The organism is Actinomadura sp. NPDC047616 (assembly GCF_040642915.1).
Taxonomy (GTDB): Bacteria; Actinomycetota; Actinomycetes; order Streptosporangiales; family Streptosporangiaceae; genus Spirillospora; species Spirillospora miaoliensis.
The window spans coordinates 135,883-159,562 of sequence record NZ_JBEYTB010000005.1 but is presented as its reverse complement, the minus strand read 5'-3'; the positions used below and the strand labels follow the sequence as shown (position 1 = coordinate 159,562).

Annotated in this window: 22 protein-coding genes; 5 read left to right on the top strand and 17 right to left on the bottom strand. The window is 74.5% G+C overall.

Annotated features, from left to right (window positions below):
* Window positions 1-45: 45 nt before the first annotated feature.
* Window positions 46-510: a MarR family transcriptional regulator gene (locus ABZ801_RS14270; protein ID WP_360697499.1), complete on the top strand. Its 465-nt coding sequence runs from the start codon at window positions 46-48 to the stop codon at window positions 508-510.
* Window positions 511-541: 31 nt separating this feature from the next.
* On the opposite strand, the gene ABZ801_RS14265 is transcribed toward ABZ801_RS14270, so the two are convergent.
* A complete protein-coding gene (locus tag ABZ801_RS14265) occupies window positions 542-1,867 on the bottom strand; it encodes a YcaO-like family protein (RefSeq protein WP_360697496.1) in 1,326 nt (441 codons plus the stop codon).
* Window positions 1,864-2,814: a hypothetical protein gene (locus ABZ801_RS14260; protein WP_360697493.1), complete on the bottom strand. Its 951-nt coding sequence runs from the start codon at window positions 2,812-2,814 to the stop codon at window positions 1,864-1,866. Before ABZ801_RS14260 ends, ABZ801_RS14265 begins: the two co-directional genes overlap by 4 nt.
* A 725-nt stretch (window positions 2,815-3,539) precedes the next feature.
* Here ABZ801_RS14260 and ABZ801_RS14255 point away from each other — a divergent pair.
* The 3 genes from ABZ801_RS14255 (at window position 3,540) to ABZ801_RS14245 (ending at window position 6,496) form a co-directional block, all read left to right on the top strand.
* Entirely contained in the window at window positions 3,540-4,328 is a 789-nt protein-coding gene (locus ABZ801_RS14255) for an isocitrate lyase/phosphoenolpyruvate mutase family protein (RefSeq protein WP_360697490.1), read from the top strand.
* A 129-nt stretch (window positions 4,329-4,457) separates the two neighbouring features.
* Complete coding sequence (locus tag ABZ801_RS14250) at window positions 4,458-5,546, top strand: GNAT family N-acetyltransferase (RefSeq protein WP_360697487.1); 1,089 nt, start codon at window positions 4,458-4,460, stop codon at window positions 5,544-5,546.
* A 59-nt stretch (window positions 5,547-5,605) separates the two neighbouring features.
* Window positions 5,606-6,496, top strand: coding sequence for a class I SAM-dependent methyltransferase (locus ABZ801_RS14245; protein WP_360697484.1), 891 nt, complete (start codon window positions 5,606-5,608; stop codon window positions 6,494-6,496).
* Here ABZ801_RS14245 and glyA read toward each other — a convergent pair.
* The 14 genes from glyA to uvrC form a co-directional block, all read right to left on the bottom strand.
* Window positions 6,463-7,734 carry a serine hydroxymethyltransferase gene (gene glyA, locus ABZ801_RS14240; RefSeq protein ID WP_360697481.1) on the bottom strand — a complete coding sequence of 424 codons (1,272 nt, stop codon included), beginning with the start codon at window positions 7,732-7,734 and terminating at the stop codon, window positions 6,463-6,465. The genes ABZ801_RS14245 and glyA overlap by 34 nt on opposite strands.
* Window positions 7,735-7,822: 88 nt before the next feature.
* On the bottom strand, window positions 7,823-8,797 hold the full coding sequence (locus ABZ801_RS14235; protein WP_360697478.1) for an EamA family transporter: 975 nt from the start codon (window positions 8,795-8,797) through the stop codon (window positions 7,823-7,825).
* Between the two features lie 110 nt (window positions 8,798-8,907).
* Window positions 8,908-9,399, bottom strand: a complete 492-nt coding sequence (locus tag ABZ801_RS14230) for an Lrp/AsnC family transcriptional regulator (RefSeq protein ID WP_360697475.1) — start codon at window positions 9,397-9,399, stop codon at window positions 8,908-8,910.
* Between the two features lie 79 nt (window positions 9,400-9,478).
* Window positions 9,479-10,129: a class I SAM-dependent methyltransferase gene (locus ABZ801_RS14225; RefSeq protein ID WP_360697472.1), complete on the bottom strand. Its 651-nt coding sequence runs from the start codon at window positions 10,127-10,129 to the stop codon at window positions 9,479-9,481.
* 135 nt (window positions 10,130-10,264) lie between these two features.
* Complete coding sequence (locus ABZ801_RS14220) at window positions 10,265-10,639, bottom strand: RNA polymerase-binding protein RbpA (RefSeq protein ID WP_344944809.1); 375 nt, start codon at window positions 10,637-10,639, stop codon at window positions 10,265-10,267.
* 112 nt (window positions 10,640-10,751) lie between these two features.
* Window positions 10,752-10,994 (bottom strand): preprotein translocase subunit SecG, encoded by a 243-nt coding sequence (gene secG, locus ABZ801_RS14215; RefSeq protein ID WP_344944807.1) that lies wholly within the window; start codon window positions 10,992-10,994, stop codon window positions 10,752-10,754.
* Between the two features lie 181 nt (window positions 10,995-11,175).
* Window positions 11,176-11,970: a triose-phosphate isomerase gene (gene tpiA, locus ABZ801_RS14210; protein WP_360697467.1), complete on the bottom strand. Its 795-nt coding sequence runs from the start codon at window positions 11,968-11,970 to the stop codon at window positions 11,176-11,178.
* Window positions 11,971-11,974: 4 nt separating this feature from the next.
* On the bottom strand, window positions 11,975-13,162 hold the full coding sequence (locus tag ABZ801_RS14205; protein ID WP_360697464.1) for a phosphoglycerate kinase: 1,188 nt from the start codon (window positions 13,160-13,162) through the stop codon (window positions 11,975-11,977).
* A 99-nt stretch (window positions 13,163-13,261) separates the two neighbouring features.
* Window positions 13,262-14,266 carry a type I glyceraldehyde-3-phosphate dehydrogenase gene (gap, locus tag ABZ801_RS14200; protein ID WP_344944798.1) on the bottom strand — a complete coding sequence of 335 codons (1,005 nt, stop codon included), beginning with the start codon at window positions 14,264-14,266 and terminating at the stop codon, window positions 13,262-13,264.
* A 227-nt stretch (window positions 14,267-14,493) separates the two neighbouring features.
* Window positions 14,494-16,308, bottom strand: a complete 1,815-nt coding sequence (locus ABZ801_RS14195; RefSeq protein WP_360697460.1) for an asparagine synthase-related protein — start codon at window positions 16,306-16,308, stop codon at window positions 14,494-14,496.
* Between the two features lie 97 nt (window positions 16,309-16,405).
* Window positions 16,406-17,386 carry a DNA-binding protein WhiA gene (whiA, locus tag ABZ801_RS14190; RefSeq protein ID WP_344944792.1) on the bottom strand — a complete coding sequence of 327 codons (981 nt, stop codon included), beginning with the start codon at window positions 17,384-17,386 and terminating at the stop codon, window positions 16,406-16,408.
* A gap of 60 nt (window positions 17,387-17,446) precedes the next feature.
* Entirely contained in the window at window positions 17,447-18,586 is a 1,140-nt protein-coding gene (locus ABZ801_RS14185) for a 2-phospho-L-lactate transferase CofD family protein (protein WP_360697456.1), read from the bottom strand.
* A 22-nt stretch (window positions 18,587-18,608) separates the two neighbouring features.
* Window positions 18,609-19,487, bottom strand: a complete 879-nt coding sequence (rapZ, locus tag ABZ801_RS14180; RefSeq protein ID WP_344944786.1) for an RNase adapter RapZ — start codon at window positions 19,485-19,487, stop codon at window positions 18,609-18,611.
* A gap of 85 nt (window positions 19,488-19,572) precedes the next feature.
* Window positions 19,573-21,681, bottom strand: coding sequence for an excinuclease ABC subunit UvrC (gene uvrC / locus ABZ801_RS14175; protein WP_360697452.1), 2,109 nt, complete (start codon window positions 21,679-21,681; stop codon window positions 19,573-19,575).
* Between the two features lie 232 nt (window positions 21,682-21,913).
* Here uvrC and ABZ801_RS14170 point away from each other — a divergent pair, with 232 nt between their 5' ends.
* A complete protein-coding gene (locus ABZ801_RS14170; RefSeq protein WP_344944780.1) occupies window positions 21,914-22,960 on the top strand; it encodes a mechanosensitive ion channel domain-containing protein in 1,047 nt (348 codons plus the stop codon).
* Window positions 22,961-23,054: 94 nt separating this feature from the next.
* Here ABZ801_RS14170 and ABZ801_RS14165 read toward each other — a convergent pair whose 3' ends face one another.
* Window positions 23,055-23,540: a Rieske (2Fe-2S) protein gene (locus tag ABZ801_RS14165; protein ID WP_360697447.1), complete on the bottom strand. Its 486-nt coding sequence runs from the start codon at window positions 23,538-23,540 to the stop codon at window positions 23,055-23,057.
* Window positions 23,541-23,680 lie beyond the last annotated feature (140 nt).

Below are 23,680 nucleotides of genomic sequence, written 5' to 3'. Positions count from 1 at the left end.
GCACATAGATGCCGGACGCAATCGCCCCGGCTAGACTCGCGAGGCATGAACCCGGGACCGGACGACCCGCTGGCCGCGGTCGAGCGCGGCATGGTGCGGCTGCGCCGCGGCATGGCCCGCCGGCGGCTGGGCAAGGCCGCGATCCGCGAGCACAACCTGCCGGTCGACGTGCAGGTGCTGCACGTGGTGGACGTCGTCGACGAGGGCCCCGACCGGCCCGGCCAGGAGATGAACGTCGGGCTGGTCGCCGAGCGGCTGGGCGTGGACCCCTCGCGCGGCAGCCGGATCGTCGCCGAGGCGGTCAAGGCCGGCTACGTGCGGCGCGTGGCCTCACAGCACGACGGGCGCCGTATCCGGCTGGAGCTGACCGACGCCGGACGCCAGGCCGTCGACGCGGCCCGCCGGACGCGGCAGAAGCACATCGCCCAGGCCATGCGGGACTGGACCGACGAGGAGCGGCGGCAGTTCGCCGGCCTGCTCACCCGGTTCGTCGACGGCCACCAGGGCTGACCCCGGCTCGCGCGGTCCCGCGACCGGCCGCCTAGGCGAACGGGGCCGGGGCCGCGCGCAGCCCGCCGCGGCGCGCCGCGCTCGTGCGGGCCCAGCCGACCAGCCGCGCCGCCGCGTGGGCGGACTCGACCGGCTGCAGCCGCGGATGCAGGATGCGCACGACCTCCAGGTCCCGCCTGCGCAGCAGGCGCAGGCGGACGGCGCCGCCCAGCCCCTCCACCGGCAGGCCGGGCACGTCGTCGTCCCCGTCCGGCCAGGCGTGGTGGTGGCCGTACCCCGGGCCGAGCCCGTGCCGCGGCCCCTGTCTCGGCACGGACGCGTCCCTTGCGGCGGGCACCGCCTCTGTCATCCGACGCGGGAACACCGTGTCCAGTTCACCGATGCGCGCCGGGTCGCTGTAGTAGTCGACGTGGTCGCGGAAGGTACGGATCGGCTGCGTGCGCTGGAAGCGGGCGCCGCGCCGCAGCCACGGGTACATGCGGCCCCGCAGCGCCTCGTCGAGCGCGTGGCGCAGACCGTCCTCGGCGTCCTCGTCGCAGGCGCTGCCGATGGCGTACATCGGCGAACGGCGGTGCCGCGTCAGCGCCACCCACAGCGGCACGCCCAGCCGGGTGGCGCCCGCGAAGAACTCGGTGCGCCATCCGGCCGCCTCGTCGGCCGCCCGGTCCTCGCGCCACCAGGCCGGTTCGCGGACGGGACGCAGCGGGTCGCCGGTGAACCAGGCCAGGCGCAGGGCGTCCCGCTCGTACAGCTCGCGCACCGCGTGCGCGGTCGCCACGGCCCGGCCGCGACCGGCCGCGGTGCCGTTGGTGGTCGGCTCGCACCACTGTGGCACGCCGGGCGAGCGGCCCGCCCGCGCCGTGCACAGTGCGACGGGCAGGTACACCGGGCGGCCGGTCACCAGGTCGTCGGCGACCGTCCAGTCGACCGGGGCGTCCGGGTCGTAACGCGGGAACGGCCAGGCCGCCGGGTCCAGCGGCTCGCCCAGGTAGGACCGCACGTCGAAGACGTCGAGGTCGCCGCGGGCGCGCAGCTCGTTCTCGCTGACCCCCGCGGCGGCCCGCGGCGGCTCGTAGGCGCACAGCGCGACCCGTTCCACCAGCTCGCCGGCGAACCGCTCGGTGACCGCCGCCGCGTCGCTCCCGCACGCCGCGGCCTCGATCGGCCGCCAGCCGCGGACGGTCAGCTCGGCCATGACCAGGTGGCGGCCCACCAGCATGTCCGGCGCCTGGTAGCAGCGCACGGTCACTCCGGCGCGCAGCAGGTCGGCGCGCCGTTCCAGGGCCGCGGTGACCCGGTCGGACAGGTCCGCGGCCGTCCCCGGGGCGGTGAACACCGCCACGCGCAGGGTGCTCATGCGTCCCGCCCGTCGATCGAGGTGACCGGGCGCTGGACGGGGACATCGAGCTCGGGCATCAGGGCTCCTGTACGCGGCGTAGTGATCGGGACGCGGTCGGCCCACGCGGCCAGGGGGTGGCGTTCGGCGGCCGACACCCACAGCCCGCCGTCGGGCAGCCGGTCGCGCAGCTCGGCCGGGACGTGCCGCAGGTGGCGCACGACGCCGCGCGGCCCGGCGTCGACCGTGAGCCGGGCGGTGACCGAGTCGGGCACGGCGGCGCGGCCCAGCAGCAGGAGCCGGGGGGTGACGCGGCCGCACGCGCAGGACCCGCCGGCCTCCAGCAGGACGCCGACGTCGCCGACGACGTAGCGCACGAACGGCATCGTGGTGTTCAGCAGGTCGGTGAGCACCAGCAGGCCGGCGGTGCCGGGCGGCACGGGACGCCGCGTCACCGGATGCAGCACCTCGACGTGCACGGCGTCGGCGTTGACGTGCATCGCCCGGCAGTCGGGGTAGCGGACGGCGATCGGCGCCGTCATCTCCGCCGCGACGTACAGCTCGGCGGGCGCCTCCGGCGGGCCGTCGTGGTCGATGGCCAGCAGGGCGCGCGTCGGCCTGGGCAGGCCCCACGACGACGCGAACGCCACGTCGGCGCCCGTCCGGGCGGCCGCCGCGCGCAGCTCCGCGCACACCGGCGGGGTGCCGACGAGCAGGTCGCCCGGCCGTTCACCCGCCGCCAGCTCCGCCTCGGCCTCGCGCACGCCCAGGCGCCGGCGCCGGACGCGCGGGTCGTAGAGGCCGGGGCCCGAGGCCGGCGGCTCGCGCCACGGCACCACGACGGTGAAGGTGAACGACGGCGGCAGGCCGAGGGCGTCGAACAGGCGGCGGTCGATGGCGGCGCGTTCGGCCGCGGCCCCGCGCGGGCGCGCGATGACGGCGGCGGCGTCCGCGGCACCGGAACGCACGCGGCCACGGCCGAGAAGGGGAACGTCGCGCAATGCCGCCCACGGGGAATGGCCCGCCGCGTCCTCGGCGCCCTGACGCATGACGCCGGCGCTTTTCCGGTACGCGCGCGTTCCCGCGGCCGCCGAAAGAACCGCGCGCAGCCGCCGCTCCCGCACTTCACGCAGAAGTGCCGCGTCGCGTTCCACCGCCGCGGCGCGCCGTATTCGGCTTTCGGTTCCGCCGCCGGATCCGCCGTCGATTCCGGCGCCGGAACCGCCGCCGGATCCGCGCCGCGGCCGGACCGGCGACCGGCCGTCCGTTCTCACTCCGTCCCGATTCCGCGCGTGTCCGGACGCGCCCGGCCGGGCCGGTCGCCGGGCTCGGCGGGGTGCGCGGTCCGGGCGTGCGCCGTCGGGTTCGTCCGGGTCATCTGCGGCCATCCCTGATACCGGTGCACTCCATGTCGCAGAGATTGTCTTGTCCTGACAGCACCAGTCAACAGGCACACCAGAAGAAGTGCGAACCCGGCCGGAGACCGAAACAAAATATCGACGCATCCCAATGCCGCCACCTGCCGCGTCGGAGTCATCCACATGATCCATATCCCGGCGGCGAATTGCAGAGTTGACCGAAGCTTTGCCGACGGCCCGGCCGTGACGTCTCGACGGCCATGGAAACGTTCCGGCGTTACCGTGGCCATGCGCCGCACACGGAACACCGAGAGTGATCGACGAGGGGACGACCGATGGGCACCGACCGCTACGACGCCTTCCGCGACCTGCACCACCGTGACCGGCCCCTGCTGCTGCCCAACGCGTGGGACCACGCCGTCGGCGCGGCCCTGGTCGACGCGGGCTTCCCCGCCGTCGGCACCACCAGCCTGGGCGTCGCGGCGGCCGCCGGGAAGTCCGACGCCACGGGCGGCACCCTGGAGGAGACCATGACGCTCGCCTGGAACCTGGCGCGGCTTCCGGTGCCGGTGACCGTCGACATCGAGGGCGGTTTCTCCGACCGGCCCGCCGAGGTGGGCCGGCTGGTCGCGGAACTGGCGTCGTACGGGGTCGCCGGGGTGAACATCGAGGACGGCCGGGCCGACGGGACGCTGACCCCCGTGGAGCACCAGGTCTCCGTCATCGAGGCGGTCAAGGCGGCGGCGCCGCGCGTGTTCCTCAACGCCCGCACCGACACGTTCTGGCTCGCCCACCCCTCCGACCTGGCCGAGACGCTGCGGCGGGTCAGCGCCTACGCCGCCGCCGGGGCCGACGGCGTGTTCGTCCCCGGAATCGCCGGCGACGCCGACATCCGCGCCGTGGTCGAGGAGGTCCCCGTTCCGCTGAACGTGCTGCACCTGCCCGGCCGCACCGACACCGCGCGGCTCGCCGACCTGGGCGTGCGCCGGATCAGCTGCGGCTCGCTGCTGTACCGGGCGGCCCTGCGCGCGGCGGTCGCCACCGCCCTGGAGGTGGCCGGACGCCCCGGCGACGTCCCCGTCCCGGCGTACGGCGACGTTCAGCGGCTGGTCGGCGGCCGGTGACCGGGCGGCGAGCCGGGCGGGATGAATCAGGACGAAACCGGCAGCTCATGTCGGCGTAGCGGTCACGTAACAGGCGTCGGCCACCCTGGAGGACGGCCCCGCTCCCCCGACCGCGGAAGGACCGCTCCAATGCCGCTGCTGCGCATCCGCACCGAGATCGAGGACAGGCCCGGCCGCCTGGCCCTGCTGACCGCCGCGCTGGCCCGCCACGGCGCCAACATCCTCGGTCTGTCGGTGCAGGTCGACACCCGCGGCGTGGTGGACGAGTTCGTGGTCAGCGTTCCCGACGGCGGCCTGGCGGACGCCGCCCCGGAGCGCGCGCTGGCCGAGGCGCTCGGCACGGCGGGCGGGGCGCGCACCGTGGTGGTCCCCGCGCGCCCGCACGAGCTGGTGGACGAGCCGACCCGGGCGCTGGCGCTGGCGGCGCGGCTGCGCGGTGAGCCGCAGGCGCTGCCGGAGGTGCTGGCCGAGCTGCTGCGCGCCCACGAGGCGTCCTGGACCACCGGGCCCGCCGACGACGACGGGGCGCCCGACGTGCTGACCGTCCCGATCGGCAGGCGGCGCGCCGTGCGGCTGCGCCGGTTCGGCCTGCCGTTCACCGCCACCGAGGCGGCCCGCGCGGACGCGCTGGTGCGGGCGGCGCTGCCCGCGCCGTCCCCGCAGCCGGCGTCCCGCACCGTGGCGCTGCGCGACGGAACGCGCGTGGTCGTGCGCCCCATCCGGCCCGAGGACGCCGACGCCGTCCGCGAGCTGCACGAGCGGTGCTCGCTGGAGTCGCGCCGCATGCGCTACTTCAGCGCCAAGCCCGCCCCTCCCCCGCGGGCGATCGAGGCGTTCAGCGACCCCGCGCACGGCCTGACGCTGGTCGCCGAGGGGCCCGACGGGTCGCTGCTGGCGCTGGCCCACCTGATCCACGTGCTGGACCCGGGCGTGGCCGAGCTGGCGTTCCTGGTGGAGGACGCCTGGCAGGGCCGCGGCCTCGGCCGGGCGCTGACCGAGCTGCTGGTCGTGCTGGGCCGCGAGCGCGGGCTGGTGGAGCTGCGGGCGGCGACGCTGAGCGAGAACCGGCGCATGCTCCGGCTGCTGGTGTCGCTGGGCGGCCGGGCCCAGCGCACCGACGAACCCGGCGTCGCCGAGGTGCGGCTGCGCCTGGACGGCCGCGGCGCGGCCCCGTCCGCCCCCGCGGCCGGCGGCTTCTTCAGCCGCCAGGAGGCGTAGGGGGCCGTCCGCGTCGCCGTCGCGCGGCCCCGGCCCCGCCGGGCTGGCAGGATGGCCGGGTGAGCGGCATCTACGACGATCCACGGGTGTACGAGCTGGCGTGCGGGTTCCGGGACGTGCCCGCCGAGGTGGACGCGCTGCTGGCCTGGTGCGCGCGGCACCGCTCCGGCGGCGGCGCGGTCCGCACGGTGCTGGAGCTGGCCGCCGGGCCCGCCGAGCACGCCCGCGAGTTCGCCCGGCGCGGCGTCGCGGCCACCGCCCTGGACATCAACCCGGCGATGTGCGCGTACGCCGACCGGGCCGCCAAGCACGAGGGCATCGACCTGCGGGTCGTCCAGGAGGACATGACCGCCTTCGCGCTCGGCCGCCGGTTCGACCTGGTGGTGACCATGCTGGACTCCACGTCCCACCTGATGACGCTGGACGCGTTCACCGCCCACCTGGACCGGGCCGCCGCCCACCTGGCCGACGACGGCCTGTACGTCGTGGAGATGTCGCACCCCCGCGACCGCCTGTCCGACGAGCCGAGCGTCAGCACCGGGTGGACGGTGGACCGTGACGGCGCGCACGTCACGGTCCGCTGGGGCGAGCCCACCGACCGCCTCGACCCGGTCACCCAGATCTCCGCCGACCACGTCACGGTCACCGTCACCGAGGGCGGCTCGACCCGGGTGGTCCGTGACGTGGTGCCGTACCGGTTCTGGTCGGCGACCGAGGTGGAGGCCGCCGTCCGCCTGTCCGGCGCGCTGCGGATCGTGGCCCGCTACGGCGACTTCGGCGACGTGCCCGTCACCGACCCGGAGGCATGGCGAATGATCCTGGTACTCGCGCGTGACCCGAGGGGGGACGACCCCCTCCAACCCCCCGAGCCTGACCGGCATCCCTACACTCCGCTGCGCTCCGTTACGGGTGCCGGTCAGGGGGCCGGGGCCCAGCCCGGCATGGGGTAGGCGGCCATGAGTTCGCGGACCTCTCCGGCGACGCGGGCCAGTGCCGTCTCGTCCTCCTTGGCCGTGGCCTGGACGACCTCGTCGATCCAGGCGGCGATCCGCGGCATCTCGTCCGCGGTGAGGCCGCGCGTGGTGATCGCCGCGGTGCCCAGCCGCAGGCCGGACGGGTCGAACGGCTTGCGCGGGTCGAACGGCACGGTGTTGTAGTTCAGCTCGATCCCCGCCCGGTCCAGGGCCTGCGCGGCGGGCTTGCCGGGCACGCCCCTGCCGGTCAGGTCGACGAGGATCAGGTGGTTGTCGGTGCCGCCGGACACCAGGTCGAAGCCGCGCTCGGCCAGCGCGGCGGCCAGGGCCCGGGCGTTGACGACGATCCGGTGCGCGTACTCGGCGAACTCCGGCCGGGCCGCCTCCTCCAGCGCCACCGCGATGGCCGCGGTGGTGTGGTTGTGCGGGCCGCCCTGCAGGCCCGGGAAGACGGCCTTGTCGACGGCCTTGGCGTGCTCCGCCGTCGACATGATCATGGCGCCGCGCGGACCGCGCAGCGTCTTGTGCGTCGTGGTGGAGATCACCTCGGCGTGGCCGACCGGCGAGGGGTGCGCGCCGCCCGCGACCAGCCCGGCGATGTGGGCGATGTCGGCGGCCAGCACCGCGCCGACCTCCCGGGCGATCTCGGCGAACGCCGGGAAGTCGATGGTGCGCGGAATGGCGGTGCCGCCGCACCAGATCAGCTTGGGCCGCTCGCGGCGGGCCAGGTCGCGGACCTCGTCCATGTCGATGCGGCCGGTGTCGGCGCGGACCCCGTACCGGACGGGCCGGAACCACTTGCCGGTCGCCGACACCGACCAGCCGTGCGTCAGGTGGCCGCCCATCGGCAGCGACATGCCCATGACGGTGTCGCCGGGCTCCAGGAACGCCATGTAGACGGCGAGGTTGGCGGGCGACCCCGAGTACGGCTGCACGTTGGCGTGCTCGACGCCGAAGGTCCGCTTGGCCCGCTCGATGGCCAGCAGCTCGATCGGGTCGACGTTCTGCTGGCCCTCGTAGTAGCGGCGGCCGGCGTAGCCCTCGGAGTACTTGTTGGTCAGGACGCTGCCCGTGGCCTCCAGGACGGCGGGCGACACGTAGTTCTCCGAGGCGATCAGCCGGATCTTCTCGTACTGGCGGCGCGCCTCGGCCTCCACCAGGTTCGCGACTGCCGGGTCCTGGTCCCGCAGACGGGCGATGGCCGGATCGTGCATGACAACCTCCGCGCTGTTCACGCCGGAGGCGCGGTGCGGGCACCCCCGGCTGAAGGGGGCCCGTACACCCAGGCGCGCGGTGTGCGGACTACGGTCGCTCCCCGGTGGTCGACTCCACCTTGACTGCGCCAGTCGCTTGCGCCCCATCGTAGTCGGCGGCTCCCGGCGCCCGCCGGAGCGGGGCGGGCAGCGAGACGATCACCAGGCCGCCGAGCAGCAGCAGCGCGCCGGCCGCCACGGGCGCCGACATCCGCTCCCCCAGCACCAGCAGCCCCAGCGCCGCCGCGACGAGGGGTTCGGCGAGGCTGAGGGTGCCGGCGGTGGCGGCGGTCACCCGGCGCAGGCCGCGGACGAAGCACATGTACGCCACCGCCGTGGCGACCGGGCCGAGCCAGGCGACCAGGGCGAGGGAGCGCGGCGCGGCCAGGTCGGCGAAGCCGGCGACCGTCCACGGCAGCAGGCACGCCCCGCCGGCCAGCAGGGTCACCGACACGGCTGCGGCCATCCCGACCCGCCGCACGACCAGCACGCGCGCGGCGACGGTGTAGACGCCGAAGCACGCCCCGGCCAGCAGGGCGAGCGCCACGCCCACGCCGTCCACCCGCGCCGTCGACGTCGGCGCCATCAGCAGCGCGCACCCGGCGACCGCGCAGACCGTTCCGGCCGTCCAGCGGCGCGACAGGCGGGTGCGCAGGACGATCCGTTCGCACACGCCCGTGCTCACCGGCGCCAGCCCGAACACCACGGCGGTGGCGACGGCGGCCCCCGTGCGGTCCACGGCCGTCAGGAACGCCGCCTGGAAGACGCCGGTCGCGGCGGACGCGGCGAGCAGCGGCGCCCACGACGCCCCGGTCAGGCCGCGGAACGCGCGGGGCGCGGTCACCAGCACGACGAGCGCCAGGATCAGGCCGCCGGACAGGATCCGGGCGGCGCCCAGCGCCGGCGGGGACGCGGGCGCGTCCGCCAGGACCTGGGCGGGCCCCACGGTGCCCCACAGCACGCCGGCGGCGAGCACCGGCACGGCCCCCGACGCGACATCCGACACGGCATTTCGTTCGCTCATGCCGGTGAAGTTAGGCCGGATCGCCGGTTGACGGCGCCGCGGTCCGTCGTTCGTTCGGCCGGGGCGGTCCGGGCCGCCGGATGTTCGGCCGGGTGTCCCCGGCGCACGGTTCAGGCGCGGCGGGTTCGCCCGTCGCGGCGTTCGGGCGCAGGAAGTTCGGCCTGCTCCCGCGGCTGGACGTGGTCGTACACCACGGTGGTGCGCACGTCCACGAACTCCTTGCGGCGGGCGAGCCGGTCGAGGACGAAGTCGCGCAGGTACTGGGTGCTGGGCACGGCCACGTGGACCAGGATGTCCTCGTTGCCGGTGACCACGAACACCGCCAGCGTCTCGGGCAGCGCCGCCAGGTGGTCACGGGTGGACTCGATGGCCTCCCTGGACTGCGGCCGGATCCGGATGGAGATCAGCGCCTGCACCCCGCGGCCCAGCTTCTCCAGGTCGACGGCGGCGTGGAAGCCGGTGATCACGCCGCGGGAGCGCAGCGCGCGGGTGCGTTCCAGCGCGGTCGACGGGGCGATGCCGACCGCGTCGGCCAGCTCGCGGTTGGTCTGACGGCCGTCACGCTGCAGCCGCCGCAGGATCGCCTGGTCCACCGCGTCCATCGGAGAGCCCCCCGGGTCCGTTCCGCCGAGCCGAACGTCCGGCGCGCGAACGACGCCGGTACGGTTGTCGCTCCGAAGATTATTCGACGCCGCGGGGCGCCGCGTTCACGCCGCCTGCCGCCGCGGTGCCGATGACGCGGGGGGCGACCACCGACAACCGGGCCTCACGCGGGAACACCAGCCTGCGGCAGCGTTCGATCCGGTACCCCGCGCGTTCCAGCTCCGCCACCGTGTCGCGGTTGGTGTGGCAGCCGCCCATCAGCCGCGACCACACCGGGTCGACCAGATCCTGGCGGCGCCCCCAGCCTCCGTCGGCGCGCACGTGCTCGTAGAAGCGCAGCCGCCCGCCCGGCCGCAGCACCCGGCGGAACTCCGCGAGCGCGGCGCCGGGGGCGGGCACCGAGCACAGCACCCCGGAGACCACGACGGCGTCGGCGCCGGCGTCGCCGACCGGGATCCGCTCGGCGGTCCCGTCGGTCACCCGGACGTCCACCGGCGCGGTGCGCGCCGTCTCGGCCGCCCTCCCCCGCAGGTACGGCTGCGGTTCGACGGCGACCACCTCGGTGACCTCCCGGGGATAGTGCGGGAAGTTCAGCCCGTTGCCGGGCCCCACCTCCACGATCCGGCCGGTCAGCCCGGCCAGCAGCTCACGGCGCAGCTCGGCCTGGCCCCGCGCCTCGGCCTTGCCCGCCACCAGATCGAAGAACCGGGCGAAGATCGCATTGCTCATGGCCCCGATCGTCGCTCATCCGCCATCCCGGCGGAACCCTCCGGCCGCCGGGTGCCCGCGGGCATGCGAACGGCCCGGTGCCCCGTCTGCGGGGGACCCGGGCCGTGGGACGGTCACGGGGGCGCGACCGTGCGGTCAGCTGCGTCCCGCGGACTCCATGGCGGCCTTGACGGCGGCCCGCTTCTCACGAAGCTTGGCGAGGGCCTCCTCCAGGATCGCCTCACCGTCGGCGTCGCTGCGCCGCTCCTTCACATAGGCCAGGTGCGTCTTGTACGGTTCGGTCTTCGGCGGGGCCGGGGGGTTGTCGCGGTCCTGCCCCGCGGGGAACCCGCAGCGGGGGCAGTCCCACGTGTCGGGAACGGCGACGTCCGTCGCGAAGCTGGGGCGCACCTCGTGCCGGTTGGCGCAGTAGAAGGTGACCCACACGCGGGGAGCCGCCTCCCCGCGCTCGGCCTCTCCCATCGGACCGGCCCCAACCCGGCTGCCCCGAATCGCGTTGCCACTACCCACGGACTAACTCCTCGCTTGATCTGCCGCTCGCTGGTATGCCGCCGCCCGCCGCGCCCTTCGGGACGGGCGCGGCACGGTGGCGCGACGGCCGGTGTCTCGGGTCCGGGACCGCTCAGCCGACGCCCTTGCTCTTGAACAGCAGGCCCAGCACGATGATCGAGGCGAACCAGATCACCCCGGTGCCGATCGTCAGCCGGTCGAGGTTGCGCTCGACCACCGACGAGCCGCCCAGCGACGAGCTGATGCCGCCGCCGAACATGTCGGAAAGGCCCCCGCCCTTGCCCTTGTGCATCAGGACGAGGATCACCATCAGCACGCTGGTGATGGCGAGCACGACGGACGTTGCGATGATCACGTTTCAGCGCCTTCTCTGGCCGCCCCGCCGGGCGGGGCATGTTCTCGAACGGTTACACGGACAGGACGTGGTACGAGCCGAGCGGTTTACCCGTCACGTACGAAGGGTACGACGAACTACCCGCTGGTTCGGCGAGAATCCGCATGTCGTTGCCGAATCGATCCGCAATCGAGGCGGATTCTCAGGCGGGCAGGTCCCGGTACCGGCAGATTTTGACGAACTCGCCGGGGTCCAGGCTGGCACCGCCCACCAGCGCGCCGTCCACGTCCCGCTCCTTCATGATCTTGGCGACGTTGCCGCTCTTGACCGAGCCGCCGTACAGCACGCGCACCTGGTCGGCCAGGTCGCCGTCGTACAGCTCGGCCAGGCGGGTGCGGATCGCGCCGCACACCTCCTGCGCGTCCTGCGGGGTGGCGACCTCGCCGGTGCCGATCGCCCACACCGGCTCGTAGGCGATCACGACCGACCGGGCCTGCTCGGCGGGGATCTTCTCCAGCGCGCCGTCCACCTGGGCGAGCGTGTACGCCACGTGCTCGCCCGCCTTGCGCACCTCCAGGCCCTCCCCGACGCACACGATGGGGGTGACCTGGTTGGCGAAGGCGGCCTTGACCTTGGCGTTCACCAGCGCGTCGTCCTCGTTGTGGTACTGGCGGCGCTCGGAGTGCCCGACGACGGCGTAGGAGCAGCCGAGCTTGGCCAGCATGGCGCCGGAGATCTCGCCGGTGTAGGCGCCGGAGGCGTGCGGCGAGACGTCCTGCGCGCCGTAGCGCAGCGCCAGCTTGTCCATCTCGACGCTGGTCTGCACCGAGCGCAGCGCGGTGAACGGCGGCAGCACCACCACCTCGACGGCCTCGTAGTCGGGCTCCTTGAGGGTGAAGCCCAGCTGCTGCACCAGCTTGATCGCCTCAAGGTGGGTGTTGTTCATCTTCCAGTTGCCGGCCATCAGCGGCTTACGGGAAGAGGTCGCGGGCGCCATCGTGTCAGTCCTCCAGAGCCTTCAGGCCGGGCAGCGTCTTGCCTTCCAGGTATTCCAGGCTGGCGCCGCCGCCGGTCGAGATGTGCGAGAACGCGCCCTCGTCGAAGCCGAGCCGCCGCACGGCCGCGGCCGAGTCGCCGCCGCCGACGACCGTGAACGCGCCGGAGTCGATCAGCCCCTGCGCGACGGCGCGGGTGCCGTGCGCGTACGGCTCCATCTCGAACACGCCCATCGGGCCGTTCCAGAACACCGTGCCCGCGCCCGCCAGCTTGGCGGCGAACAGCTTGCCCGACTCGGGGCCGATGTCCAGGCCGAGCCGGTCGGCGGGGATGGCGTCGGCGGCCACCACCGAGTGCTCGGCGTCGGCGGCGAACGCGGTGGCGGCCACCACGTCCACCGGCAGCACGATCTCCACGCCGGACTCCTCGGCGCGGCGCAGGTAGCCGCGGACGGTGTCGAGCTGGTCGCGCTCCAGCAGGCTCTTGCCGACCTCGTGGCCCTGGGCGGCCAGGAAGGTGAACACCATGCCGCCGCCGACGAGGATCCGGTCGGCCTTGCCGAGCAGGTTGTCGATGACGCCGAGCTTGTCGGAGACCTTGGAGCCGCCGAGCACCACCGCGTACGGCCGCGCGACGTCCTCGGTGAGCCGCTTGAGCACGTCGACCTCGGCGGCGATCAGCCCCCCGGCGGCGTGCGGCAGCCGCCGCGGCACGTCGTAGACGCTGGCGTGCCTGCGGTGCACGGCGCCGAACCCGTCGCCCACGTACAGGTCGGCGAGGGCGGCGAGGCGGTCGGCGAACGCGCCGCGCTCGGCGTCGTCCTTGCTGGTCTCGCCGGGCTCGAAGCGCAGGTTCTCCAGCAGCGCCACCTCGCCGTCGGCCAGGCCCTCGGCCGCGGCGCGGGCCGAGTCGCCGACGACGTCGGAGGCGAACCGCACGTCCGTGCCGAGCAGCTCGCCGAGCCTGGCGGCGACGGGGGCGAGGGAGAACTCGGGCTTCACCTCGCCCTTGGGACGGCCCAGGTGGGCGCAGACGACGACCCTGGCGCCCCGGTCCCGCAGCGCCTTGATCGTCGGCACGCTGGCCCGGATCCGCCCGTCATCGGCTATCTGCCCGTCGGCCAGCGGGACGTTCAGGTCCGAGCGGACGAGCACCCGCCGCCCGGCGACATCGAGATCGTCAATGGTGCGCATCGCAGTGGATGTCCTTTTCACAGGCGTCCGCCGCGCGCCCGGTGCCCTGTTCGCGGCGGCCGGGCGCGCGGCGGGAGGCGTGGTCGTGGGACGACGCGGTCAGAGCTGCCCGCCGACCAGCGTGACCAGGTCGGCCAGCCGGTTGGAGTAGCCCCACTCGTTGTCGTACCAGCCGACGACCTTGATCTGGTCGTCGATCGCCTTGGTGAGCCCGGCGTCCAGGATGCAGGACGCGGGGTCGGTGACGATGTCGGCGGACACGATCGGGTCCTCGGTGTAGGTCAGCACGCCGCGCAGCGGGCCCTCGGCGGCCGCCTTGAGCGCCGCGTTGACCTCCTCGACCGTGGCCTCGCGGGCCAGCTTGACGGTCAGGTCGGTGGCCGAGCCGGTGGGGATCGGCACGCGCAGCGCGTACCCGTCCAGCTTGCCCTTCAGCTCGGGCAGCACCAGGCCGATGGCCTTGGCGGCGCCGGTGGAGGTCGGGACGATGTTGAGGGCGGCGGCGCGGGCGCGGCGCAGGTCCTTGTGCGGGCCGTCCTGCAGGTTCTGGTCCTGCGTGTAGGCGTGGATGGTGGTCATCAGGCCGCGCTCGATGCCGAAGGTGTCGTGCAGGACCTTGGCCATTGGCGCCAGGCAGTTGGTGGTGCAGGACGCGTTGGAGATGATGGTGTGCTTCGCGGGGTCGTAGTCGCCGTCGTTGACGCCCATCACGATGGTGACGTCCTCGTTCTTGGCCGGCGCCGAGATGATGACCTTCTTGGCGCCGTTGTCGGCGTGCACCTTGGCCTTGGTGGCGTCGGTGAACAGCCCGGTGGACTCGATCACCACGTCGGCGCCGAGGTCGCCCCACTTGAGGTTGTTCGGGTCGCGCTCGGCGAACGCCTTGATGGTGCGGCCGCCGACGGCGATCTCGTCCGCGGTGGCCTTCACCTCCTCGCCGAGCCGGCCGAGGATGCTGTCGTACTTCAGCAGGTGGGCGAGGGTGGCGTTGTCGGTCAGGTCGTTCACCGCCACGACCTCGATGTCGGCCCCGCTCGCCAGCACGGCGCGGAAGAAGTTGCGGCCGATCCGGCCGAACCCGTTGATGCCTACTCGGATGGTCACGGAACCGCTCTCCTCGTACCTCGTGGACGCGCCCGGGCGTCGGTCCGGGCCGCTGATCTTCCTGGGTCCGGGGTGCTCCCCCACCTGCCGACCCTATCGAATGCGCGGGCCGCGGCCCGACACCGGCGGGCGTGAAACACGGGTGGCCGCGCCTCCCCCGCACGGGTGATCCGCCCGCCGTCGCGGGCCGCGTGACGTGCAGGGCGATGTGCGGGGCGGGAGGCCGTTCAGGTCCGGATGGGGACCTCGACGTCGGGCAGGCCGGACGGTTCGGACTCGCGCCAGGCGCCGGACAGCAGTACCCCCAGGGTGAGCAGGTTCCAGCTCTGTCCCGGACGGCGCGGCGGCACCTCGGCGAGGCGGCGTTCGACCGCGGCGCGGTCCAGGATGGAGAACAGCTCCGGCGGCCCGTCCAGGATGTACTCGCGGAAGATGTCGGCCAGTTCCGGCCCGTAGGACTTGCGCCAGTTGAACCCGGCGGCGCCCTTGCCGGGCGGGGTGGCGCGGCGCCGCCAGCCGGGCCACTCCCGCAGCGAGCGCGGCCGGTCGCGTTCGAACCGCCAGCGCTTGCCGTCGAACGGCACGTCCCGCAGCCGCGGGGCGAACGTCTCCATCACCAGCGCGACCGGCTCCTCGCTCAGCCGCCACTCCACCGGCAGCGCCAGCGCCGCCCGCACCACCCGGTTGTCCAGGAACGGGTGGTAGTACGCCCAGTTCATCAGCGTCGCGGTGTGCGAGCCCGCCAGCCAGCGCCCGGTCTTGTAGAACATGTGCAGCTTGTCGAGCACGTCGAGGCCGTCGCGCTCGTAACGGTCGCACCATTCGTCGTAGTAGCGCTCGGCGTAGGCGTTGGCGTCGGCGTTGAGGAACTCCTGCTGCGCCAGAAAGATCGTCTTGAGCCGGGCGCGGACGCCCTTCGGGCTCAGGTCGCGCTGGTCGGTGAGGAAGCCGCCGCGCAGCCGCTCACCGCCCGAACCGGAGGTGCGCGGCTCGGGGTCGTAGGGCGCCCACCCGTTGACGCCCTCGTAGGCCGAGTTCATGCCCTCGCACATGCGCACGAGCGCGTGGGCGCGCCGCAGCGGGTGCCGCACGACGACCGCGCCGGACCGCTGCCTGTCGATCGTCACCTGGCATTCGGCGCCCAGGGCGGCGGCGACCCGCTGCGCCAGCACCACGTCGGGGCTGTCGGCCAGGCCGTGGGTGGCGCCGAAGAACGGCACCCCGGCGGCGTGGCAGGCGGCGGCGATCAGGCGGCTGTCGCGGCCGCCCGACAGCGCGATCCGCACCGGCCGGTCGTGCCGCCGGAACGGCTCGACGGCGGCCAGCAGCGCCTCGGCCAGCGGCGCGACGCGCTCGCGGGCCTCGCGGCGGCTGCGCGGCGCCGGTCCCTGCTCGGGCAGCGGGCGCGGGACGACGTCGACCGCCCCGCCGAACGGCGCGACCAGCGTGGCCGCGTTCGGCAGCGCCGACACCCCCTCGAAGGGCGTCTCGTCCGAGGCGAAGAACCCGTGCCGCACCAGCGACTGCAGGCCCATGACCGCGTAGACGGGCGTCGGGCGGCTCAGCCCGGTCGCCGCGGCGCGGGCCGCCAGGTGCGCCAGCAGCGCGCGCGAGGCGGCGAACCGCAGCCCGCCGCCTTCGGCGTGGTAGACGGGGCACGCCCGGGTGATGGACGTGGCGGCCTGCAGTCCGTCCGGGCCGAGCCGGAACACCGAGAAGCAGCCGCCGAGGTCGTCCACGCGGTCGTCGAGCCGGTCGGCGGCCAGCAGCAGGTCGGCGTCGCCCTTGCCGCCCAGGTAGCCGCAGTAGCCGAGGGCCCGGTCCCCGGAGGTGAGGACCGGGTCGGGGAAGGGCGCCTCGGACGGCTCGTTCGACCAGGCCAGCAGTGCGGCGCCGCCGTCGGGCGAGAGCCACTCGGCGGTGCGCCAGCGGTCCGGCGGGACGGGCACCGCCTCGGTGATCGACCGGCGGGCGGCGGTGAGGACCGCCGGGTCGATCCGGTCTCCGGGACGCCGTACGGCGACGGCGAGGTACGCACGCATGCGCGGCACCCAACCACCGCCCGGCGAACAGCTCATGAACAGCGGGGGACGGGGCGCCGACGTCCGTCCGGCGACACCGCCCGGTGGCCGGGTGCGGTCAGGGAGCGAGCATCTCGGCGGTGAGGTTGGCCTCGGTGCCGGGGATGCCCAGGTCCTGGGCGCGCTTGTCGGCCATCGCCAGCAGGCGGCGGATCCGCCCGGCGATGGCGTCCTTGGTCAGCGGCGGGTCGGCGAGCTGGCCGAGCTCCTCCAGCGACGCCTGCTTGTGCTCCAGCCGCAGCTTGCCCGCGTTCACCAGGTGCTCGGGCGCGTCGTCACCCAGGATCTCCAGCGCCCGCGCCACCCGGGCGCCGGCGGCGACCGCGGCGCGCGCCGAGCGGCGCAGGTTGGCGTCGTCGAAGTTGGCCAGCCGGTTGGCGGTGGCCCGCACCTCGCGGCGCATCCGCCGCTCCTCCCAGGCCAGCACGCTGTCGTGCGCGCCGAGCCGGGTCAGCAGGGCGCTGATCGCGTCGCCGTCGCGCACCACCACCCGGTCGACGCCGCGCACCTCGCGGGCCTTGGCGTGGATCTTCAGCCGGCGGGCCGCGCCGACCAGGGCGAGCGCGGCCTCCGGTCCGGGGCAGGTCACCTCCAGGGACATCGACCGGCCGGGCTCGGTCAGCGAGCCGTGCGCCAGGAAAGCCCCCCGCCAGGCCGACTCGGCGTCGCAGGCCGCGCCCGCCACCACGTGCCGGGGCAGCCCCCGCACCGGACGCCCGTTGTTGTCGATCAGCCCGGTCTGGCGGGCCAGCGACTCGCCGTCGCGGAACACCCGGACCACGTACCGGTTGCCCTTGCGCAGCCCGCTCGGCGCGAGCACCACCACGTCGGAGGTGTGCCCGAAGACCTCGGCGATGTCCTTGCGCAGCCGCCGCGCCGCCGCGCCGGTGTCGATCTCGGCCTCGATCACGATCCGCCCGCTGACCAGGTGCAGGCCGCCGGCGAAGCGCAGCAGCGTCGACACCTCCGCCTTGCGGCAGCACGGCTTCATGATCGACAGCCTGCTCAGCTCGTCCTTCACCACACCGGTCATCGCCATAGATGAACCCTCCCCCTTGTGGACTCCCAGCAGTGTGGCCGATGTCGGCCCGGCCGGGCCTCACTCACGGAAAATCTTCACGAAGGCTTGGGCCAGCCGGGCGGGATCATGACGCGGGGACCCGTCGTCGGCGGCGACGTCGGCCAGCAGCAGCCGTCCGCCCAGGTCCTGGACGGCCTTGTCCAGGGCGGCGGGGTCGTCCACCACCCCGCGGTCGGCGACGACCACGTCCACGCGAAGGTCGGGCGCGTGGTCCTGCAGCACCTCCAGGTGGGTCTGCGGCGAGAAGTCGTCGGTCTCGCCGGGCTGCGGCGCCAGGTTGAGGGCGACGACCCTGCGGGCCTTGGTCTCGGTCAGGGCGCGCGCCAGCTCGGGCACCTTGAGGTGCGGCAGCACGCTGGTGAACCACGAGCCGGGGCCGAACACGACCCAGTCGGCCTCCTCCACGGCGCGCACCGCGTCCGGGCACGCGGGCGGGTCGGCCGGCACCAGCGAGACGCTGAGCACCTTGCCGGGGGTCTTGGCGCACGCCACCTGCCCCTTGACCTCGGTGACGGCGTCGGGCGCGGCGGGGTCGGCACCGCGCACCTGCGCGACGATGTCCAGCGGGACCGACGCCATCGGCAGCACCCGGCCGTGGGCGCCCAGCAGCCGCCCCACCCAGTCGAGCCCGGCGACGGTCGGGTCCGTGACGGGCGCTCCGGCGCCCGCGCCGGCGCCGGGCGCCGGGGCCGGTTCGAACGTCCGCGCCACGGCGGCGCTCCCGGCGGCGGACACGGCGGCCCGCGTCAGCGCCTCGTCCGTCAGGGCGCCGTCCGTCAGGGCGCCGTCGGCCGGTGCGCTGTCCGCCGGGCCGCCGTTCGTCAGGGCCTGGGCGCCGAGCAGCTCCCACAGGGCGACGATCAGCAGGTTGCCGACGGCGTGCTCGTGCAGCGCGCCCTCGCTGCGGAACCGGTGCTGGACGACGTCGCGCCACGTCCGGCCCCACTCGTCGTCGCCGCACAGCGCCGCCAGCGCCATGCGCAGGTCGCCGGGCGGCAGCACGCCCAGCTCGCGGCGCAGCCGTCCGCTCGAACCGCCGTCGTCGGCGACCGTGACGACCGCGCACAGCCGCTCGGTGACGCGCCGCAGCGCCGACAGCGAGGCGTACAACCCGTGGCCGCCGCCGAGCGCGACGACCCGGGGCCCTGGGGGATTCACCGTCGCGCTCCCGGCCCGCCCGTCACTCACGGCCCAGGTCGCGGTGGGCGACCTGCACGTCGATGCCGTCGTCGCGCAGCCGCGCGGCCAGCTGCTCGGCCATGGCCACGCTGCGGTGCTTGCCTCCCGTACATCCCACGGCCAGCGTCACGTAGTGCTTGCCCTCCCGCTCGTAGCCCTCGGCCAGCAACCGCAGCACCTCGGTGTAGGCGTCCAGGAACTCCTTGGCGCCGCGCCGGCTCAGCACGTAGTCGCGCACCGCCGAGTCGCGGCCGGTCTTGGGCCGCAGCTCGGGCACCCAGTGCGGGTTGGGCAGGAAGCGGCAGTCGACGACCAGGTCGGCGTCCACGGGCAGGCCGTACTTGTAGCCGAACGACACCACGGTCGCGCGCAGGCTGGACTCGCCGGTGTCGGGGCCGAAGAAGCTCACGATCTTGGCGCGCAGCTCGTGCACGTTGAGCCCGCTGGTGTCGATCACCAGGTCGGCCTCGGCGCGCACCTCGCGGACCAGCTCCCGCTCGCGGGCGATGCCGTCGACCAGGCGGCCGTCGTCCTGCAGCGGGTGCGGGCGCCGCACGCTCTCGAACCGGCGGACCAGGTCGGCGTCGCCGGCCTCCAGGAACACCACGCGGGGGTGGACGCCGCGCGCCTCCAGCTCGGCGATGGCCGAGTGCAGGTCCTCGGTGAAGGCGCGGCTGCGCACGTCGACCACCACGGCGATGCGGGGCACCGCGTCCTTCACCCGGCCGCCCAGGTCGGCCATGGTGGCCAGCAGCGCCGGCGGCAGGTTGTCGACCACGAACCAGTCCAGGTCCTCCAGCGACTTGGCGGCCGTGCTGCGGCCCGCCCCGGACATGCCGGTGATGATCACGATGTCCGGGATCTGTTTGTCGGTGCTCATGTCGGCCTCCCCCTGTGCTCGCCGCGCGTGCCCGTGTCCGTACCCGCGCCGATCGCCGCCGTGCGCCCCCGCGCACCCGCGTCAGTCACCGGCGCTCCCCCTCTCCCGACGGCGTGCGCGCGCCGCCGCTCCCGCCGTCCGCGCCAGGCGACTCGCCCGCCGGCGCGGACGCCTCGGACGCCGGCGTCGGGGCGCCGGACGCGCCGGGCGGCTCGGCGGGCCGGGGGCGGGGGGCGGAGGCGGTGCCGTGCAGGGCGGCGACGATGGTCTCGGCGCTGCGCAGGCCGATGCCGGGGACCTCGGCGACCTGCTCGGGCGTCGCCTCCTTCAGCCGCTTCACCGAACCGAAGTGCTTGAGCAGCGCCGCGCGGCGGGCCGGGCCGAGGCCGGGCACGTCGTCCAGCTCGCTGACCGTCATCGCCTTGGACCGCCGCTGCCGGTGGTAGTTGATCGCGAACCGGTGCGCCTCGTCGCGGACCCGCTGGACCAGGAACATGCCCTCGCTGTTGCGCGGCAGGATCACCGGGTCGGGTTCGCCGGGCAGCCAGATCTCCTCCAGCCGCTTGGCGATGCCGCACACCGCCACGTCGTCGACGCCCAGCTCGTCCAGGGCCCGCTGCGCCGCCGCCACCTGGGGCGGGCCGCCGTCCACCACCACCAGGTTGGGCGGGTAGGCGAACTTGCGGGGCCTGCCGGTCTCGGGGTCGATCGGCTGGTGCGCGTCCTCCGCCACGCCCTCCGCGCCCTCCGGCGGGTCCTGCGGACGGGTGTCGCCGAGGGTGTCGAGCTCGCCGGTCTTCTCGCTCTCGGCCAGGTACCGCCGGAACCGGCGGGTGATCACCTCGTGGATGGAGCGGACGTCGTCCTGGCCCTCGACGGCCCTGATGCTGAACCGGCGGTACTCGCTCTTGCGCGCCAGCCCGTCCTCGAACACCACCATGGAGGCGACCACGTTGGTGCCCTGCAGGTTGGACACGTCGTAGCACTCGATGCGCAGCGGCGCCTCGGCCAGCTCCAGGGCCTCCTGGATCTCGCGCAGCGCCCGGCTGCGGGTGGTCAGGTCGCTGGCCCGGCGGGTCTTGTGCTGCTTGAGCGCCTCCAGGGCGTTGCGTTCGACGGTGTCGAGCAAGGCCTTCTTGTCGCCGCGCCGGGGGACGCGCAGCCGCACCGGCCCGCCGCGCTGCTCGGCCAGCAGCTCGGTCATGGCGTCGGCGTCCGGCGGCAGCGCGGGCACGCAGACCTCGCGCGGCACCGCCTCGCTCTCGCTGTAGATCTGGATGAGGAAGTGCTCGACCAGGTCGGCGGTGGTGACGGCCTCGACCTTGTCGACCACCCAGCCGCGCTGGCCGCGGATGCGGCCGCCGCGCACGTAGAACACCTGGACGGCGGCCTCCAGCTCGTCCTCGGCGAAGGCGATCATGTCGCAGTCGGTGCGGTCGCCCAGGACCACGGCCTGCTTCTCCAGCGCCCGTTCCAGGGCGCGGATGTCGTCGCGCAGCCGGGCGGCCCGCTCGTACTCCTGTTCGGCGGCGGCCGCGCGCATCTCGGCCTCGAGGCGCTTGGTGAACCGCGCGGTGTCGCCCGCCATGAAGTCGCAGAAGTCCTCGGCCAGCCGCCGGTGCTCGTCGGGCGTGACGCGGCCGACGCACGGCGCCGAGCACTTGCCGATGTAGCCGAGCAGGCAGGGCCGGTCGAGCTGGCGCTGCCGCTTGAACACGCCGGGACGGCACGTGCGCACCGGGAACACCCGCAGCAGCTGGTCGACCGTCTCGCGGATCGCCCAGGCGTGGGAGTACGGCCCGAAGTAGCGCACCCCCTTGCGCTTGGCGCCGCGCATCACCATCACCCTCGGGTAGTCCTCGTCCAGAGTGACGGCCAGGTAGGGATAGGACTTGTCGTCGCGGTAGCGGACGTTGAAGCGCGGGTCGAACTCCTTGATCCAGGAGTACTCCAGCTGCAGCGCCTCGACCTCGGTGCCCACCACCGTCCAGTCGACGCGCGCCGCGGTCCGCAGCATCGTCTGGGTGCGCGGGTGCAGGCCGGCGAAGTCGGCGAAGTAGGAGTTCAGCCGGGAGCGCAGGTTCTTGGCCTTGCCCACGTACACGACCCGGCCGTGCTCGTCGCGGAACCGGTACACCCCCGGGGACTCGGGGATGGAGCCCGGTGCGGGTCGATAGGTCGCCGGATCTGCCACGGCAGAAAGCCTAGTAGGCCCGGCCGGCACCCGGGGCGCCCGCCGCCGCCCCGCCCAGCCCGGAGCAGCACCCGGGACAGCGCCCGGGACGCCGGCCGGGACGTCGGCCGCCCGGCCGCGCCGCCCGTGTGACGCGGATCTCGCATAGGTGCCGGACGTGCGGATAAGGCTGACGGATGGGATGTGCCCCGCGCCGCCCGACGATGCCGCAGTGAAGGGAGTTGCTCGACAGGTGTCCGCGTTCTGGCCCTGGATCACGTTGGCGGTCTCGATCGCGCTGTCGGTGACGGTGGTGGAGGGGGTGCGCAGGCTGCTGGCCGGACGGCTGTCGGCGCGCTGGCCCGGTGTCGGCGCGGCGGCGCGCCGCTGCACCGCCCCGGCGTTCGTGTTCGCGGTGGTGGCCAGCGTGAACGCCGCGATGCCGTACGAGCCGCTGCCCGAGGCCGTGTCCGACTCGGTGCGGCACGGCCTGCGCATCGCCGCGATCGGCGCCACCACCTGGCTGGTGCTGCGGATCTCCTTCGCGCTCACCGACCCGCCGCTGGAGCGGCTGACCCGCATCGAGGGCGAGCGCAACCGGCGGGCGCGCAAGACCCGCACGCAGATGTTGCTGCTGCGCCGGGTGATCGCCGCCGTGGTCGTGGTGATCGCGGTGGGCGCGGCGCTGTTCACCTTCCCGGCCGTCCGCACGCTGGGCGCCGGGATGCTGGCGTCGGCGGGGGTCGCGGGCCTGGTGGTGGGCATCGCTGCCCGTCCCACGCTCGGCAACCTGTTCGCCGGGCTGCAGCTGGCGTTCAGCGACGCGCTGCGGCTGGACGACGTGGTCGTCGTGCAGGGGCAGTGGGGCCGGGTCGAGGAGCTGACCCTGTCGTACGTGGTGGTGCACCTGTGGGACGACCGGCGGCTCATCCTGCCGGTGTCGCAGTTCACCGAGCAGCCGTTCGAGAACTGGACCCGGCACACCAGCCGGGTGATCGGCACGGTTCTGCTGCACGTGGACTGGTCCGTTCCGGTCGAGGAGCTGCGCACCGAGCTGTACCGGGCGCTGCGCGAGCATCCGCTGTGGGACCAGCGCGAGTGGGTGCTGCAGGTCACCGACGTGCTGCCGAACGGCCTGGTGCAGCTGCGCGCGCTGATGAGCGCCGCCGACTCGGCCAGCGCCTGGGACCTGCGCTGCGACATGCGCGAGCACCTGGTCTCCTACATCCGCGAGAAGTACCCCGAGGCGCTGCCGCGCTTCCGCGCCGAACTGCCGTCCGCCTCCGAGCCGGCGCTGTGACGACGACCTCCGCCGCCGCCGGATCGCACGGCGCCCCGTGGCGGGGCGGTGCCGCGGCCCGCACCGCCACGGGGCGTCCGCCCCGCTCCGGCTCCTAGGCCAGGGTGATCTGGCCGCCCTGGACGTTGACCTGCTTGGCGGTCAGTCCCTTGTCCGCCGGGCCGCTGACGACCGAGCCGTCGTTGATGTTGAACTTGCTGCCGTGGCAAGGGCAGTTGATGGTGCCGCCGGACACCGCGTCGACCGGGCAGCCGCGGTGCGGGCAGGCGACGTCGAACGCCTTGAACTGCCCCTGCTGCGGCTGGGTCACCACGACCTTGCGGTCCTTGAAGACCTTGCCGCCGCCGACCGGGATCTCACTCGCCTGGGCCAGGGCGGCACCGCCGCCCGCCCCCGAGCCCTTGTCGCCGGAGTCCTGTCCCCCCGACGCGTCGCCGCCCGAGTCGTCGGACCCGCCGCACGCCGCGAGCACCCCGGCGGCCCCCGCCAGGCCGACGCCGAACAGGACCCCGCGCCGGGTGTTGCCCTCTTCAGCTGGCCGCTCGGCGGCTTCGGTCCGCGGTGCGGGCTCCTGTGCCATGCCGTGTCCTCCGTATGTCGAGACCGTCCGTTGTCACTTCTCACCAGGAGCACGTGCGGGCTCCCCCGATGGTTCAAACCAGAACCATTTTCGGGCACGGCCGGCGGAACGGCGGAACCGGGGCCGGACGGCCGGGACGC

What these genes read in the sequence shown, in the direction of transcription:
- ABZ801_RS14195 (WP_360697460.1), bottom strand. Translation starts at nt 16,308, where the DNA reads ATGCGTGCGTACCTCGCCGTCGCCGTACGGCGTCCCGGAGACCGGATC.
- ABZ801_RS14270 (WP_360697499.1), top strand. Translation starts at nt 46, where the DNA reads ATGAACCCGGGACCGGACGACCCGCTGGCCGCGGTCGAGCGCGGCATG.
- ABZ801_RS14225 (WP_360697472.1), bottom strand. Translation starts at nt 10,129, where the DNA reads ATGAGCAATGCGATCTTCGCCCGGTTCTTCGATCTGGTGGCGGGCAAG.
- ABZ801_RS14265 (WP_360697496.1), bottom strand. Translation starts at nt 1,867, where the DNA reads ATGAGCACCCTGCGCGTGGCGGTGTTCACCGCCCCGGGGACGGCCGCG.
- ABZ801_RS14165 (WP_360697447.1), bottom strand. Translation starts at nt 23,540, where the DNA reads ATGGCACAGGAGCCCGCACCGCGGACCGAAGCCGCCGAGCGGCCAGCT.
- glyA (WP_360697481.1), bottom strand. Translation starts at nt 7,734, where the DNA reads ATGCACGATCCGGCCATCGCCCGTCTGCGGGACCAGGACCCGGCAGTC.
- rapZ (WP_344944786.1), bottom strand. Translation starts at nt 19,487, where the DNA reads ATGAGCACCGACAAACAGATCCCGGACATCGTGATCATCACCGGCATG.
- ABZ801_RS14230 (WP_360697475.1), bottom strand. Translation starts at nt 9,399, where the DNA reads ATGGACGCGGTGGACCAGGCGATCCTGCGGCGGCTGCAGCGTGACGGC.
- ABZ801_RS14255 (WP_360697490.1), top strand. Translation starts at nt 3,540, where the DNA reads ATGGGCACCGACCGCTACGACGCCTTCCGCGACCTGCACCACCGTGAC.
- tpiA (WP_360697467.1), bottom strand. Translation starts at nt 11,970, where the DNA reads ATGGCGCCCGCGACCTCTTCCCGTAAGCCGCTGATGGCCGGCAACTGG.
- whiA (WP_344944792.1), bottom strand. Translation starts at nt 17,386, where the DNA reads ATGGCGATGACCGGTGTGGTGAAGGACGAGCTGAGCAGGCTGTCGATC.
- ABZ801_RS14235 (WP_360697478.1), bottom strand. Translation starts at nt 8,797, where the DNA reads ATGAGCGAACGAAATGCCGTGTCGGATGTCGCGTCGGGGGCCGTGCCG.
- ABZ801_RS14250 (WP_360697487.1), top strand. Translation starts at nt 4,458, where the DNA reads ATGCCGCTGCTGCGCATCCGCACCGAGATCGAGGACAGGCCCGGCCGC.
- ABZ801_RS14205 (WP_360697464.1), bottom strand. Translation starts at nt 13,162, where the DNA reads ATGCGCACCATTGACGATCTCGATGTCGCCGGGCGGCGGGTGCTCGTC.